The sequence below is a fragment of the Thiocapsa sp. genome (assembly GCF_011390875.1).
Lineage (GTDB): Bacteria > Pseudomonadota > Gammaproteobacteria > Chromatiales > Chromatiaceae > Thiocapsa.
This window is the reverse complement of sequence record NZ_JAABRP010000045.1, coordinates 1-15,680: the sequence shown is the minus strand read 5'-3', so window position 1 is coordinate 15,680 and position 15,680 is coordinate 1. Positions and strand designations below refer to the sequence as shown.

Here is a 15,680-nt window from a genome sequence, read left to right as displayed (position 1 = left end):
TTATTTGACTAGACGAGACCGTCAAGGAGACCTGCACTCAGCAACTCATCCCGCTCGACCGGACCGTTCAAGCCTTTCGCACCCGATGCGAATCGGCAGCCCGGCTCGAGCTCAACCACAACCGATCAAGGATCCAACGGCGCCATGTCACCGTTCAAAAACATCATCAGTGCCCGACCGAACGAGCAATTCTTCGACCTCCCCCCGCTGCCGATGACCCCGGAGGGAATCGCACGCGATTTCCAGCACTACTACGCCTATACCTTCGGGCGGGATCGCGACTGCCAGTCCGCCTACTATCCATACAAGGCGCTCGCGATCGCACTGCGCGACCGTCTCATGGAGCGCTGGAAAGGCACTCGACACGCCTATGAAGACGCCGGCTCCAAGCGCACCTATTACCTGTCGCTCGAGTTCCTGATGGGGCGCACCCTCTCCAACGCGATGCTCAATCTCGGGGTCGGCGATGCGGCCGCCAAGGGGCTCTATGACCTGGGTATCGCGCTGGAGGAGATCGCCGGCAACGAGCCCGACGCCGGGTTGGGCAACGGCGGCCTTGGCCGGCTCGCGGCCTGCTTTCTCGACTCCTGCGCCACTCTGCAGCTTCCGGTCAGGGGCTACGGACTGCACTACGAGTACGGGATGTTTCGCCAGCTGATCGAGAACGGCAACCAGATCGAGGAGCCCGATCACTGGGTTCGCGACGGCAACCCCTGGGAGTTGGAGCGCCCCGAGTTCACCCAACGCATCCAGTTCGGCGGCCATACCGAGACCCACAAAGACAACGGCGGTCGCGATGTCGTGCGCTGGGTCAACACCAACGACGTGCTCGCCGTTCCCTACGATATTCCGATCCCCGGTTACCGCAACGGCACCATCAATACCCTGCGGCTGTGGAAGGCCGCCGCAACCGACGAATTCGATCTCGGCGAGTTCAACTCGGGCAGCTATCCCGAGTCGGTCGCGCAGAAGAACGCCGCCGAGCACATCACCATGGTGCTCTACCCCAACGATGCAAGCGAAAACGGCAAGGAGCTGCGCCTGCGCCAGCAGTTCTTCCTGGCCAGCGCGAGCATCAAGGACGTGTTGCGCGACTGGATCCGTCTGCACGGAAAGGATTTCAGCGGTTTTGCCGAGAAGAACTGCTTCCAGCTCAACGACACCCACCCGGCCGTTTCGGTTGCCGAGCTGATGCGTCAGCTCATGGACGACCACGGTCTCGAATGGACGCAAGCTTGGTCCATCACCCGCAAGACCATGGCCTACACCAATCACACCCTGCTGCCCGAGGCACTCGAACGCTGGCCCGTGCGGCTCTTCGAGCGGCTGCTGCCGCGTATCCTGCAGATCATCTACGAGGTCAACGCCCGTTTTCTCGCCGAAGTGGCGACCCGCTGGCCGGGCGACAACGACCGCCAAAGACGCATGTCGCTGATCGAAGAGGGGTACGAGTCACAGGTCCGGATGGCCTACCTGGCAATCGTCGGGAGCTTCTCGGTCAACGGAGTCGCCGGTCTGCACTCGCAGTTGCTCGTCGAAGGCCTGTTCCGCGACTTCTACGAGCTTTGGCCCGATAAGTTCAACAACAAGACCAACGGGGTGACCCCTCGCCGCTGGCTGGCCATGTGCAATCCCGGGCTGCGCGAGCTGCTCAACGAGACCATCGGCACCGAATGGGTGCGTGATCTGGGCCAGCTCGAGCGTCTTGCGCCTTATGCCGAGAATGCGGACTTCCGCGAGCGCTGGCATCGGATCAAGCAGGACAACAAGCGCTGCCTCGCCGCCACTGTCGAGCAGGTCTGCCGGGTCTCCTTTCCCGTGGATGCGCTCTTCGACGTGCAGGTCAAGCGCATCCACGAGTACAAACGTCAGCTGCTCAACGTCCTTCACGTGATTCATCTCTACAACCGCATCAAGCGCGGCGACACGCGGGACTGGACGCCGCGCTGTGTTCTGATCGGCGGCAAGGCGGCGCCCGGCTACCAGATGGCCAAACAGATCATCAAGCTGGTGAACAACGTCGCCCGCGCGATCAACGGCGATCCGGAGACCGAGGGCCTGTTGCGGGTCGCCTTCATCCCGGACTACTGCGTCTCGCTGATGGAGGTCATCGCACCCGGGACGGATCTCTCCGAGCAGATTTCGACCGCCGGCAAGGAGGCCTCCGGCACTGGAAACATGAAATTCATGATGAACGGCGCCATCACCATCGGCACACTTGACGGGGCCAACATCGAGATCCGCGAGCAAGTCGGGGACGACCACTTCTTCCTTTTCGGCTTGACTGCGGCGGGGGTCGAGGCACGCCGCTCGCACTATGACCCCAACGGCATCATCGCCGGCGACTCCGCGCTCCTCGAGGTCATGAGTCTGCTCGAGTCCGGACACTTCAACCAGTTCGAGCCGGGCATCTTCGATCAGATCATCTTCTCGATCCGCAACGCCCATGACCCCTGGATGACCGCGGCAGACTTCCGCAGCTACATCGACGCCCAGGAACAGGTCTCGGCAGCCTACCGCGACCGCGAGCGCTGGCTGCGCATGAGCATCCTCAACACCGCCCACAGCGGTCACTTCTCCTCCGACCGCACCATCGCGGAGTACAACCGCGACATCTGGAAACTCACGTCGGTCACGCCCGAGTCCTTGGGGGGCTGAACGCACCGACCTCGGACGCGCTCGACGAGCACGCCCGAGGTCGGACCCGCAGGCCGATCCCATCGGCGTGAAACGGCCCGCAATCCCGATCTTCGCGCCTATGGTATAAGGCGCTCTGAGCCAATCCTCAGAGGGGACGACCAGCCACCATGCGTATCCTGATTGCCGATGACGCAAGCGACGCGAGGGAGATCCTCGGGCGCCTGCTCAAGCGTTGGGGGCATGAGGTCGTGACAGCCAGCAACGGCCGCGAGGCATGGGAGATCCTCGAGCGCGAGACGATCCGTCTGGTCATCAGCGACTGGATGATGCCCGAGATCGACGGACTGGAGCTATGCAGTCGGATCCGCGCCGTGCATTGGGACCATTACGTCTACTTCATCCTCCTGACCGCCCGCGACGACAAGGACGACCTGATCGAAGGCATGACCGCGGGTGCCGATGATTTTCTAACCAAATCGTTCAATTTCGAAGAGCTGCGTGTGCGGCTGCGTGCCGCCGAGCGCATTTTGAGCCTCGAAAGCCAACTCGCCGCACGCAACAGCAAGCTCGAAGAGACCAACGGCAAGCTCCATGCCGCGCTCGACCGGATCGAGCAGGATCTCCGTGCCGCGGCGGCCCTGCAGGCCAGCCTCTTGCCGAAAGATCCGAACGTGTCGCCTGCCGTGGCCTTGGCCTGGCTGTTCCTGCCCGCAACCGAGATCGGCGGAGACATCTTCGACTTTTTCCGTTTGAACGACCGCGATCTGGGGTTTTATCACCTCGACGTCGCCGGACATGGCGTGCCCTCGGCAATGATGTCGGTCACCCTGAGTCGAACCCTGTCCGCGGAGCTTGGCGAGGGCCATTTGGTCGCTCCGCCCGGAGGCGAAATTCGCGTCAAAGCGCCGGATACCGTCGTCGCCGACCTCAACCGGCGTTTCCAATCCGGCGAGAACGCACCCTATTTCACCATGGTGTACGGCTACATCGACACCGATTCGGGGCGCGGCGAGCTGTGTCAGGCGGGTCACCCTCATCCGCTGCTGGCGCGACGCGACGGACGCGTCGAGCAGGTCGGACACGGCGGGTTTGCCGTCGGGATGCTCGAAGGCGTCCCCTACGACTCGGTCGGCTTCACGCTCGAGTCCGGGGACCGACTGATCCTGTACTCGGACGGCATCACGGACTGTCGCAACGCCGACGGTGAGAGCTTTGAGCTCGAGCGTTTGATCGGCCTCGCCGGCGACTGCATCGATACGCCTCCGGCAACCTTGACGACGCGCGTGGACGAGACGCTGCGAAGCTGGCGCGGAACGGGAGAGATCGAGGACGACATCTCGCTGTTGGTGCTCGAGCGGCGATGAACGATCCGGCGCCGGCGTGAACCCGCTGCCCCGGAAAGTGAACCAGGACACTGCCCAACGCCTGTGCAGAGCGCTATCCTTAGGTGCGATCACCTCGCCGCGCAACCGAGCATCACCGACATCAAGACGGATTGGATCCGCGAGCGGCCGGGCTGGTCCGTTCACCTCAGAGCCTCGGACCCCTCATGCCCCGCCGGGGTCTTGCGCTACGACCACAACAGATATCGGATGGACAGCATGTCAGGTTCAGGAGAAGATCGGATCGAGACGGTCATCGACACGAACGTCCTCGAAGACATCCGTGATCTGATGGAGGACGATTTTCCCGACTTAGTGCGGCGTTTTCTCCAGGACTCGGCCGACCTGCTCGATCAATTGGATCAAGGCATTGCCCGCGGCGATGCCGATTCGGTCCACCGCGCGGCCCATGCGCTCAAGTCGAGCGCCGCGGCTCTCGGCGCGCTGGCTCTCTCCGACCGCGCCAAGCATCTGGAGACCCTAGGCCGCTCGGGGGTCCTCGCCGGCGCAGCGGCAGAAGCGGCCGCAGCCCACGACCAGTTCGTGCGCGTCAAGGAGAGCCTGGAGAAGCGTATCAAGGAAGGATAGCCACCATAGGAACACCGACCTGATTCGGGCGCACGACGACCTACTCGATCCTGCAAACGCACGGATCCCCGGGCGGAAACGACCCCCCCCGACCGCTGGAGTACAAGAGGATGAAGGCAACCGTTACCTATCGAAAGATCGGCCACGTCGACAGCGTCGCCATCGCCGGACGCTTAACCGCCGCCGAGGCGCCAGCCGTGCGGCAGGAGATCCTCCAAGTCGTAGAGCGGGGTGACGCGCGCCTCGTCCTTGACCTCTCGGAGATGACATTCTGCGATTCAAGCGGCCTTTCGGTGCTGATCTCCGCACTCAAGGCGGCACGCGGCAGCGGCGGCAACGTCTCCTTGGCCGGACTCACGCCCTCCGTTCGCGCGCTCATCGAGCTGACCCGCCTGCAGCAGGTCTTCGAGATCTTCGACGACGCAGAGGTCGCCGCCGCGCGAATGGGTTAGGTCGACAGTGCCGGGCAAACACCCGTCCGGATGAACGAGGTCAGGCACGTGATCGGGATCGGGGCATCGCGCCGACTCGGGCGCCTGCGCCCCCTTTCGAATCGCATGATCGAAATCGGGCTCGGCATTCTGTTTACGTCCATTCTGAGCGGATGCGGCGCTTGGGAGATCGTCCCCGGTTCCACCCCGTCTGCGGCATCTGACTTCGAAGTGCCTGAACGGCGGATCGAGGCATCAAGCTTCGAGCTCCTCAAGCAATTCGAGCAAGCAGGCGAGCCCGTTTATCGGTTCGGTCCCGGTGACGAGCTCGTCGTCTCGGTGGCGGCCCGTCCCGAGATTTCGGGGCCGCATCTTGTGGGCCCCGACGGCATCATCACGGTACCCTTTGCCGGCCCTGTCCTCATCGGCGGTCTAACGCGCGAAGAAGCCGCCTCACGGGTGGTCGAGGCGCTCGCGCCCTACTATTTCGATCTCTCGGTGACGGTCGGCGTGACACGCTACGGCTCGAATCGAATCGTCGTCCTCGGGCGTGTCGAGAATCCGGGCGTCCTGCAGTTCGACACCCCGCCGAATCTTCTGGAAACGCTGGCCCAAGCCGGCGGCCTGCCGCTCCTGCGTCCCGAGCAGCTCTTGACGCGCTGCGCCGTGATTCGCGGCGACAGCATCCTCTGGGTCGATGTCGCGCGCCTGCTCACCGGCGACCTGTCGCTGAACATCCGATTGCAGCGCAACGACATCGTCTACATTCCGGATTCCACGGACACACCGGTCTATGTCCTCGGCGAGGTCGAGACCCCGGGCGTCTATCGCCTGACGCCCCAGATGTCGTTCCTGGATGCACTGAGCCAGGCCGGCGGTCCCACGCGGGATGCGAACCTTAATCGGATTCATGTCATCCGTCCGGCGGATCGAGTCAATTTCAGTTTCTCCTTCATGGAGATTCTGAAACCGGATCCGGGGCTGAACGTCGTCATGAAGGAGGGCGATATTGTTTATGTGCCGCGCAGCGGCATCTCGCAGATCGGATATGTCCTGGAAAACTTCAATCCGTTCAGCTCGATTCTGATCATCAATCAGCTGATGAGCGGCGATTGATGAGTCGCCTTGCCCACAGACGAGCGCCGCTTTGGCCGTGCGACGACGCGGAGGCCCGTCCGTGAGCGCTCCGCCCACCCAACCCGTCTCCTCCGGTGCCTTCCAACCGCTCGACAGCATCTGGAATCACAAGCTCTTAGTCTTCCTGATTGCGTTCATCGTCGCGGTCGGCGGGACCTATGTCGCCTACATCAAGGGCACCGCGGTCTATCGCGCCACGGCGGTGATCTATGTCGCGCCTCGGTTCGCCAATATCCTGGAAGACTCCAAGGAGCTGGAGTTCCAGTCCTTCACCCAGTTCCAGCAGTTCATGAAGCAGCAGGCGCGCACCGTCAACCGCTACGACATCGTCTTGGAGGCGCTCGAGCGGGTCGGCGAGCGCGGTGCCGCCCTTTGGCGCGGGCCCGATGAGTCCGATCGGCAAGCCGCCGAGCGCCTGCAGCAGCAACTGCAGGTCCGCGAAGTCCGAGATACCTATCTGATCACGGTCAGCCTCGAATCGGAGAATCCTAACGGCCTCGACGAGATCGTCAACAGCGTCGTGAAGGTCTACCTGGAAAAGGCAAAAAAGGAAGAGATCTATGCCGGCGAGGATCGCATCGAGATCCTCTCTGCGCGCCGGGCGGCACATGTCCTGCGGATCCAGGAGCTTACGGCGCAGCGCGGCGAGCTGGCGCAGACCCTGGGTGTCACCACCTTCGTCGAGGGCGCGCTCAATCCCTACGATACCCTCTTGATCGAAAGCACGAGCGCCCTGTTGCAAGCCGAGCGTGCGCGTATCTCTGCGGATGCCGAGCTGGCGACCTACGACGCTGCAACGGGCGGCGATTCAGCCCGGCTGGCATTATCCGCGGCGGCGAGCGAGCTGGCCTCGAAGGATCCCGGGCTCACCAGCCTTAAGGCCAATCTCTACAAGCGACGCAGCGAGGTCCTCGAGCAGACCACCGGACTCACGGAGAACCACCCGGTCAGACGCATCGCGCAGCGCGAGCTCGATGATCTGGAGAACGAGGTCAGGAGCGCCTCGGCGCAGCTGATCGCCGAAAAATCCGCGATGCTTCTGGATGAGCGCAGGGCGCGCGTGCGCGAACGTGCCACGGTAGAGGAGGTGTTGCGCGCCCAGCTTCGCGAGCAACAGGACCAAGCCGCCTGGTTCGCAACCCACTACAACGATGCACTTGAGGTCAACAACGAGATCGCACGCGAGCGCAAGGCGTTGGACGCGATCGACGATCGCGTCGAGTTCCTGGAGCTCGAGGCCAGCGCACCCGGCTTCATCCGCGTTTCGACCTGGGCCATGCCGCCGATCCAGCCGGTGAGCGGCGGGCGTACCAAACTGGCCGTGATCTTCGCCGCGCTCGGCGGCATCTTGGGCCTGGTGGCGGCAATCGCGGTCGACCTGCTCGACCGGCGTGTCCAGACGAGTCGCCAGGTCCAATCGCTCGTCGGAATTCCGCCCTTGGCGGCCTTTCTCGAGCCCTCCTCGGATCCGGCACATCGAGCGCTGCTCGCCGATCAGATGCGACGGCTCGCCCTTGCACTCAGACGCGAGCGCGACGCAAACGGTGTGCGCCGACTGCTTGTCACGGCCGTTCGCCATGGTTGCGGTGCGACCACGATCGTGCTCGACTTGGCGTGCGAGCTTGAACGACAAGGTTTGCGCGTCCTGGTCGTCGAGGCGAATCTATTCGTCACCGACGCGCGCTACCGAACAACACCGGAACGGCCCGGTTTGTTGGACATCCTCAGAGACGATCTCAAGCCCTCGGCGGCGATCGTGCCGGGAGATGCGACCTTGCCCGATCGGATCGGGACCGGAGAGTCGGTGGACGGTCAACTGAGCGAGTGTCGCCATCTGCAGGGATTCCTCGAGCGCCTGGACGCCGATTACGACATGGTGCTCATCGACGCGGCACCCATCCGACTTTCCGCCGACACCGAGTATCTGGCCGGAATCTGCGACGCAACTTGGCTGGTGGTGCGGGCACGGTTGGCACAAATCGGCGAGGTGAAGGGCTCGGCCGCACGGCTCGAGAAGGCATCGCCTCCGGCCGTGGGCCTAATCATGACCGGTCTTACGGTCTTTCTGGGCGGCGGCTATTACGGGGCCATCCTGAAGGAATATCGAAGGTCTCTACTCGCGAAGACACAACACGGACGCAATGGAGCACCCACATGAAGCCCCGGCTCTTGTACGCCCTGCACAGCGGCAATCTCTACGGAACCGAGCGCATGGCCTTGGCGACGCTGGAAGGGCTGCGCGAGGACGTCGAGCCGCTGCTGTGCGCGCCGCAGGGGCCGGCGCTCGCGGAATCGGCTCGACGCGGGATACCCGGTGTCGCCTTTGCGGGGCCTCGAGATCTCGCCGCCCTGATTCGTCGCGAGCTGGCGAGGCACCGAGAGGTCTCCTTCGCCGCGACGGCGGTCACGCATTCGCTCCTCTTCGTTGCGCTCAACGCCCTCTATCGGCGGCCCGGCGTCCATATCCACATGGTCCACGGCGGGACCGACGAACGCGACAGTTACGGGCGTAAGAAGCTCCTGAATCATGCCGGGATCCGCTTCGTCGCGGTCTCCGACTATGTGCGCGAGCGTTTGATTGCAAACGGGGTTCGAGCCTCGGGGATCCAGGTGATCGAGAATTTCCTGAGCCCCGAAGATGTCGCCTCGCGACCGCGACGCGCGCCGTTCGACGTCGCAGGTATCCGGCGCGTCCTGATCGTGTCGCGCGTGGACCCGATCAAGCGCATCGATCTGTTGCTGGACTGCCTCGACCGTCACACGGAGCCGAGGACGTTCGCGTTTCGGATCCTCGGTACCGGATGGGATCTGGACGTCCTGCGCGCGCGCGCCGAAAGGACCCATCCGAACGTCACCTTCGCCGGCTTCTCGGACGATGTCCCGGGCGAGCTGGCCCGCAGCGACCTGCTCCTGCATCTGTGCCCCGTCGAGCCGTTCGGGCTTGCGATCCTCGAGGCGATGGCGGCCGGCGTACCCGTTTTGGTCCCGGACAACGGTGGCGCCGGATCCTTGGTCGACGACGGGGTGAGCGGTCTGCGGTTTCGCGCCGACGACGCCGACGCCCTCGCGCACCGTCTCGCGGCCATCGGTGGCGCAGACACCGACACACTCAACGGCTTGGTCGCGGGCGCCGATCGGCAGCTGGCGACCCGCTTCTCCGCTGCGGCACGCATCGCCGATTATCGGCGGCTTTTCAATGGAGTCTCGACATGAACCCGAACGGAGCCGGCTGTGCACTCTCGGTCGTCGTCATCGGCCGCAACGAAGGATCGCGCCTCATGCGCTGTCTGCGTTCCGTGCAGGCGATTCGCGGAGTCCGCGGCCGGATCGAGATCATCTACGTGGACTCGGACTCCAAGGACGGCAGCGCCGAACGGGCCCGCGCATTCGGGGCGCAGGTCATCGTGGTGCATCCGCAACGTCCCTCCGCCGCGCTCGGGCGCAATGCCGGGTGGCGTGCGGCACAGGCACCGGTGATCCTCTTTTTGGATGGCGACACCATCCTGGATCCGGATTTCGTCGCGAGCGCGTTGCCGCTGCTGAAGGATCCAAACGTCGCCGTTGTTTGGGGGCACCGACGCGAGCTGCACCCGGAGGCGTCGATCTACAACCGGGTGCTGGATCTGGACTGGATCTATCCGCCCGGGCCGAGCGAATTCTGCGGCGGCGACGCACTCATGCGCCGCGCCTCCTTGGAGCGCGTGAATGGCTTCGACGAGCGCCTGATCGCCGGGGAGGAACCCGAGCTCTGTCAGCGGCTGCGTTCGCTCGGTTACCGCATCGAGCACATCGACCAGCCCATGACCCTGCATGATCTCGCGATGACCCGCTGGGATCAGTATTGGCGTCGTGCCGAACGGGCCGGCCATGCTTATGCGGAGGTCGCATCGCGATTCCGGGACAGCGACTATCCGCTTTGGTCGGCGGAGGTTCGTCGCAATCGAATCCACGCGGCCATCCTGATTCTTGCCGCACTGGGCGGGATCGTTCTCGCCGTCGTCCAGATGAGCCTCTGGCCGCTGCTGCTGCCTGTTGCCTTCTACCTGGGCCTGATCGTGCGCACCGCGCGTCGAGTGGAGTGGAAGGACCCGAACCTGGTCACCCGGCTGCTCTACGGGGTGCACTCGCACCTGCAGCAGATCCCGATTCTGATGGGTCAGTTAAGTTATTACCGCGATCGTCGCGCCGGACGCCGAAGACGCTTGATCGAGTATAAGTAGCCAGAATGTCGGTCGCGTACGAGGCATTGGAGGACGCGCAATGAGCAAAGGCATCAAAGGTCTCGCGGTTGCCGCGCTGACTCCCCTCGCGCGGCTGCGACGTCGGCTTCTGGAGCCCCTCAAGCGCCTTTGGAGCCATGCACGTCTGCGCGAGCGAATCACGTGCCCGCTGGATCCCTCGGTGGTCGTGCTCGGTGTCCCCGAGATCCACGGCACCGGCAACATCCGCTTGGGCCGTGAGCTCTATCTCTACCCCGGCCTCTACCTCGAGACCCAAAGCACGGGCGAGATCCGGATCGGCGACGAGGTGGTCATCTCGCGCGGGGTCCATCTGGTCGCCTTCGAGCGGATCCACATCGGCGAGGGCAGCATGATCGGCGAATACAGCAGCATCCGTGACGCCAACCATCGTACCGGGACGGATGGTGCGCTGCGTTGGTCCGGACATGAGAGCCGTCCGATCGAGATCGGGCGCCAGGTCTGGATCGGGCGCGGGGTCACCGTGCTTCCGGGGGTCTCGATCGGCGACGGTGCCGTGATCGGCGCCAACGCCGTGGTGACCCGGGATATCCCGGCCGGCGCGGTCGCGGTCGGCGTCCCTGCCCGCGTGGTGCGACCGGCGCCGGGCGCTCCCGCGGCGGCGTGATCGAGTCGCCAACCAGCGTCGCCCGAGCGCGCCGTCCCCGTGCTAGCAATCATCGCCCTCATTCCGGGTTTTCTCTCCGCTTGGATCGGCCTGACCCGGGGACCTCATGCAGCATTCCTGATGGTCTACTTGCCGACGATGCTGCTGCTTCCCGAATACTATCGTTGGATGGCCCCCGGCTTACCCGACCCGACCTTCGGACAATCCGCCGCCATCGGGACAGCCGTCGCCTTCTTCACACGCGGCATGCCGGGTTATCGTTTCGATCCGATGGACCTCCTAGTCTTCGGTTTTGCACTCACTGCGAGCATCTCCGAGTATCGCGCCTCGGGTTACAGCGACGCCCAGAACCTGATGTTCAATATGCTGACCTGGGTGGTCCTTCCCTATATCTTCGCCAAGAGTTTGGTCGAGCCTGCGGGAAATCGGGTCCGGTTCGCAAAGACCTTGGTGGTCTGTCTCTTTATCATTTCGGTGGTCTCGGTTTATGAATTCCGCTTCGGCACGACGCCCTGGCGTATGATCCTGGATCCCTTCTTTCCGGGTCAGGCGCGCTGGGTCACGACCTTTCGCTGGGGTTTCGCGCGGGTCGCCGGGCCTTACGGCCACGCTATTCTGGCCGGCATTGTCTTAGTCGTCGGCTACCGCATCCAGCGTTGGCTCGAATGGAGCGGCGCTTGGGAGCCGAAACCCCGCTTTGCTCGCTGGCTACCGATCAGTCAGGGTCGCCTCATTACACTCGGTATCTTGGCCGGCGTATTGATGACCATGGTCCGGGGCCCCTGGATAGCCGCGATCCTAGCCGCCTTGCTTGTCATGATCGGACGGTCGCGCCAGCGTACTGCCGCGATCGCCGTTGTAGTTGGGCTTTTGGTCTTTGTAGGCGTCCCCGGAGTGATCTGGTTTCTGGATTACGTCTCGGTTGGGCGCCATGGCGCCGAGACAGTCGCACAAGAGTCCGCCGCTTATCGTTGGGAGCTCTTAACCAAATACTCCGAAATCGCCGGAGAAAAGATCTGGTTTGGTTGGGGGTTAAACGACTGGCCCAAAGTCCCCGGGATGCCGTCCATCGACAATTATTATCTTTTATTGCTTTTGATGCATGGATTGATAGCGGTGCTGACCTTGTTGGCGATTATGCTGATTATGCTTATTCGCTTGATTGCACACGGCATGCGTCAGCCGTTATCTGAACCGAGAGGCAGCTCGCTTGCTTTCACACTTGCCGGCATTTACCTTGCAATCTTCTTCTCGATTGCGACTGTCTACCTCGGCCTTCAAGCAGTTCCTTTGCTGTTTCTAATCACAGGGTGGTCGGTGGGATATCTAAACTCCGGAGTAGAAGGCATCGGCGGTGAATCAAGCGTGGCTCCAGAACAAAAACCACCGTACCGATTCTCTCGCATTATGGCCTAGTCGCGTATTCTAAATCGCTGACTCGACAGGATCGGCAAACAGACATAATACTGGGTAGACCAATGCAAAACCATATCATTTTGACGAGTGGACGAAGTGGAAGCAATTACCTGACCAATGTACTGAACCGCCACCCCTGCCTCGTCAATTATGGCGAAATTCTGGCGCCGATGATCGCGCCTTACAAATGGCAGATAGGCTGTCGAATCTGCCCTTGGACGGTCGAGCAGTATCTCCAAGCATTCTATCAAAATAGGGCGGTATTTTACGCAGGGCAGATTTATTCCGCTCATGCCCATTGGAAATCCAACAAACCCGTTCACTTTAAAAAGTATCGCGATGTGGCAAGCGTAGGAACAAAGGATTTCTTTTTAAGCGTCAAAAATGCCGAGGTCACGGATTTTTACGTATCGCGCCATGAAATAGCAGTTATCTACCTGCGTCGCGAGAACCTTCTCAAACGCTATCTGTCCGGTGTTTTCATGAGGAAAACGCGGATTGCAGCAAGCGAGAAAGCCGTTGCCGTGGAGAAAGGAATTATCGACCTTGATCATCTGAAAAAATCGCTGGCCGTGATGGATAAGGAGGTCGCGCACGAGCAATCTGTTATGACATCGCTTGCGAATCACAGTGTTTTATCGATCAGATACGAAGACTATTTCACAAACGAAGAGTCGATATTCGAATATAATCGCCGCGTTTTCGAATTTCTTGGCGTCGAGCCTATCGCGATCAAGAGCGAGCATAAGAAGATTCTGCCTCAATCCATTCGCGACCTTGTCGAGAATTACGAAGAACTCAGGGAGTATTTGAAAGGAGGCCCACATGAACTCTATCTTGAAGAAGATCGCCTATAAGCACTGATCAATGCCGTTAGCGCCATACGGCGCCCCGAAATGACCGGCCTTGCATGGACGTCGGGCATCGCGGTAAAGAGCGCTATGAGGCATGCGCGCTACCGCGGAGGGGGTGTCACGAGCCACTGATTCTTTAAGTGCGCTGAGTTACGTGCAAGGCCACGTGACCAATCAATCTACTTGAGCCGTAACGAAAGCGAGTTAAGACATGACGGAAACCGGTGGATCGAGGGCAAACCAGCAGACCGAATCGGCTGACGGAGTACTTGGTCGGCGCAGTCTGAATCAACTAGTAAGTCGAAACGTTTTCAGCTCCGTCGGCGCGAAGATCCTTTACCTCGTTTCGCGGTTTTTTTTACCGCCGATTATTCTTAGCTATCTCACGCTGGAAGAATACGGAATCTGGGCGATCTGTTTCATTCTGATCGGGTATATGGGCATGGGATCGTTTGGCGTCTCGAATGTATATATACGCTATGTCGCTCAGTTCCACGCCCAGGGCGAAGAACATCGAATCGGCCCTCTTGTGTCAACCGGGTTGACAGTGGTCAGCCTGGTCGGGGTGCTGATCTTAGTGGTTGTTTGGTTTGGTTTGCCAGCGGTGATCGAGGCCATGTCAGTCTCGCCGGAGTTGAGAAACCCTGCCTTCATATTGATCTTCAGCACTGCAGCAATGTATGTGTTGGTGATGAGCTGGGGCGCTTTCTCCTATGTACTGACAGGCCTTCAAAGAATCGTACAGCAGAATCAGGTTTGGGTCGCATCGTTCATGCTGGAGACTCTATTGATTATCGCTTTCCTGATTGCGGGACTCGGAATTTTCGGTCTATTATACGCGTTCATGATTCGGTATCTGATATCGATTGCCGTGAACATGTGGCTTTGTTTTCGCTATATTCCAGAACTTCGACTTTCGCTGAGGAGTGTCAATCGTCGAGATCTAGCACTGTTCTATGGATACGGGGGAATCGTGCAGATTTCGGGCTTCCTCGGCATGTTCTTACGTTCGATCGAGAAATTGATTGCCGGATTTTTTATCAACGTCCAGGCAACAGGACTCTTTGATGCGGCCCAAAAGCTTCCCATGATGGCGACATCAATTCCCTCTTCAATGAATGCTGTCTTTCTTCCTGCCACATCTTACATGCACACGCAGGAGCGCAGCGAGGAGTTGCTGGGCTTGTATATTAACAGCACACGTTACATAAACCTCGTAACCGGTATAATGATGGGCTTCATGGCCGCCTTCGCCGCGCCATTGATGGTCGCCTGGCTGGGACCGAATCCCGAGTTGGCGCTGGCCCCGCTGATCCTGGCCTGCTTCACGCTGCCCTTCCAGCTCAACGTCCTGACCGGTCCGGCCTCGAACATCTATCGCGGCATGGGCATCCCGGCACGCGAGCTGATCTACCCGCTGTCCCAGCTGGCGCTGGTGATCATCCTGGTCGGCGGCGGCTTCCTGCTCTTCGGGATCGATGTCGTCGTCATCACCGTGGCAGTTGCCCTGGCCATGATCCTGAGCGCGTTGATCTACATGGTCTATACCAATCGGTTCCTGGCGCTGGGTCAGTACCGTTTCATGCGCGACGCACTCCTGCCCGGTCTCTGGCCCTATCTGACCGGGTTCGTTCTCTATCTGCTGGCTCGACCCTGGATCGAGTCGGTCGGCGACGATCGTTGGGGCAGCGTCCTGCTGGTCTTGGTCGCCGGCATCGTCTACTGCGCACTCCAGGCGGCCTTCCTGTGGCTCGTCCAGCTCGATGCGGGCGAAAAGCACTTCGTCGCCGGTAAAGTCAGGGGTTTGGTGGGACGTTTGGGCGGTGCTCGACGTCAACGCAACAGAGGGCATCCGAATGAGCACTGATGTGCGCGTCTCGGCGCGAGTCGAAGACTATCGGCTCGCGGACTTCAAGCTGCTGCTTCCGCTCGGACCCGAGATCCGCACCCTGGTCATTGGAGTGCTGGAGCCGGCCTTTCTCCCCCATCTCGCAGGCGAGCTCGGCACGATCGATCTGGTCGTCGAGCCCCCGCACGACAGATTGCAGGAGACGACGCTTGCGGCGATGGCCGCCCTTGCGGCACCCGAGCGCGTGCGCCGAATCGAGGCGCCCGAGGGCACCTATGATCTTGTCTTCTCAGACGACATCGCGGCCGGGCGCCACCTGCGGCCGGGTGGTGTCCTATGCCGCTTCCTCGGTCTGAAGGCCGACACGATACCGGCTGGACTGACACCCGTCGGCCGTTGGCGAGCCTATCCGGACTGGCCGGCCTTCCGGGTGCTGATCCCCGATAATCCCGCAGGCTGGCGGGCCGCCGCGCGTGACCTTCGGCTCTTCCCGTCGCGCTCAGCGACAGGCCTGCGC

At 61.6% G+C, this 15,680-nt stretch carries 13 protein-coding genes; all 13 read left to right on the top strand.

All coding sequences use genetic code 11. The features are described from left to right. Positions 1-144: 144 nt before the first annotated feature. Positions 145-2,658: a glycogen/starch/alpha-glucan phosphorylase gene (locus GPT33_RS05360; RefSeq protein WP_296806292.1), complete on the top strand. Its 2,514-nt coding sequence runs from the start codon at positions 145-147 to the stop codon at positions 2,656-2,658. A gap of 149 nt (positions 2,659-2,807) precedes the next feature. Continuing rightward, positions 2,808-4,004: a SpoIIE family protein phosphatase gene (locus tag GPT33_RS05355; protein ID WP_296806291.1), complete on the top strand. Its 1,197-nt coding sequence runs from the start codon at positions 2,808-2,810 to the stop codon at positions 4,002-4,004. A 237-nt stretch (positions 4,005-4,241) separates the two neighbouring features. After that, positions 4,242-4,610, top strand: coding sequence for an Hpt domain-containing protein (locus GPT33_RS05350; RefSeq protein ID WP_296806290.1), 369 nt, complete (start codon positions 4,242-4,244; stop codon positions 4,608-4,610). Positions 4,611-4,720: 110 nt separating this feature from the next. Beyond that, positions 4,721-5,062 carry an STAS domain-containing protein gene (locus GPT33_RS05345; RefSeq protein ID WP_296806289.1) on the top strand — a complete coding sequence of 114 codons (342 nt, stop codon included), beginning with the start codon at positions 4,721-4,723 and terminating at the stop codon, positions 5,060-5,062. Positions 5,063-5,110: 48 nt separating this feature from the next. Then, the gene (locus GPT33_RS05340; RefSeq protein WP_296806288.1) at positions 5,111-6,157 is read left to right on the top strand and encodes an SLBB domain-containing protein; all 1,047 of its coding nucleotides are present in this window, start codon (positions 5,111-5,113) and stop codon (positions 6,155-6,157) included. A gap of 61 nt (positions 6,158-6,218) precedes the next feature. Then, the gene (locus tag GPT33_RS05335; protein WP_296806287.1) at positions 6,219-8,336 is read left to right on the top strand and encodes a hypothetical protein; all 2,118 of its coding nucleotides are present in this window, start codon (positions 6,219-6,221) and stop codon (positions 8,334-8,336) included. Beyond that, on the top strand, positions 8,333-9,391 hold the full coding sequence (locus GPT33_RS05330) for a glycosyltransferase family 4 protein (RefSeq protein WP_296806286.1): 1,059 nt from the start codon (positions 8,333-8,335) through the stop codon (positions 9,389-9,391). Before GPT33_RS05335 ends, GPT33_RS05330 begins: the two co-directional genes overlap by 4 nt. Beyond that, positions 9,388-10,398, top strand: a complete 1,011-nt coding sequence (locus GPT33_RS05325; protein WP_296806285.1) for a glycosyltransferase — start codon at positions 9,388-9,390, stop codon at positions 10,396-10,398. Before GPT33_RS05330 ends, GPT33_RS05325 begins: the two co-directional genes overlap by 4 nt. Before the next feature lie 40 nt (positions 10,399-10,438). Then, the gene (locus GPT33_RS05320) at positions 10,439-11,044 is read left to right on the top strand and encodes an acyltransferase (RefSeq protein ID WP_296806284.1); all 606 of its coding nucleotides are present in this window, start codon (positions 10,439-10,441) and stop codon (positions 11,042-11,044) included. Between the two features lie 39 nt (positions 11,045-11,083). Beyond that, on the top strand, positions 11,084-12,460 hold the full coding sequence (locus GPT33_RS05315) for an O-antigen ligase family protein (RefSeq protein WP_296806283.1): 1,377 nt from the start codon (positions 11,084-11,086) through the stop codon (positions 12,458-12,460). Between the two features lie 62 nt (positions 12,461-12,522). After that, complete coding sequence (locus GPT33_RS05310) at positions 12,523-13,317, top strand: hypothetical protein (RefSeq protein WP_296806282.1); 795 nt, start codon at positions 12,523-12,525, stop codon at positions 13,315-13,317. Between the two features lie 208 nt (positions 13,318-13,525). Beyond that, positions 13,526-15,181 (top strand): oligosaccharide flippase family protein, encoded by a 1,656-nt coding sequence (locus tag GPT33_RS05305; protein ID WP_296806281.1) that lies wholly within the window; start codon positions 13,526-13,528, stop codon positions 15,179-15,181. Then, positions 15,171-15,680 (top strand): hypothetical protein (locus tag GPT33_RS05300; RefSeq protein WP_296806280.1); only part of this gene is annotated, 510 nt, incomplete at its 3' end. The genes GPT33_RS05305 and GPT33_RS05300, both read left to right, overlap by 11 nt.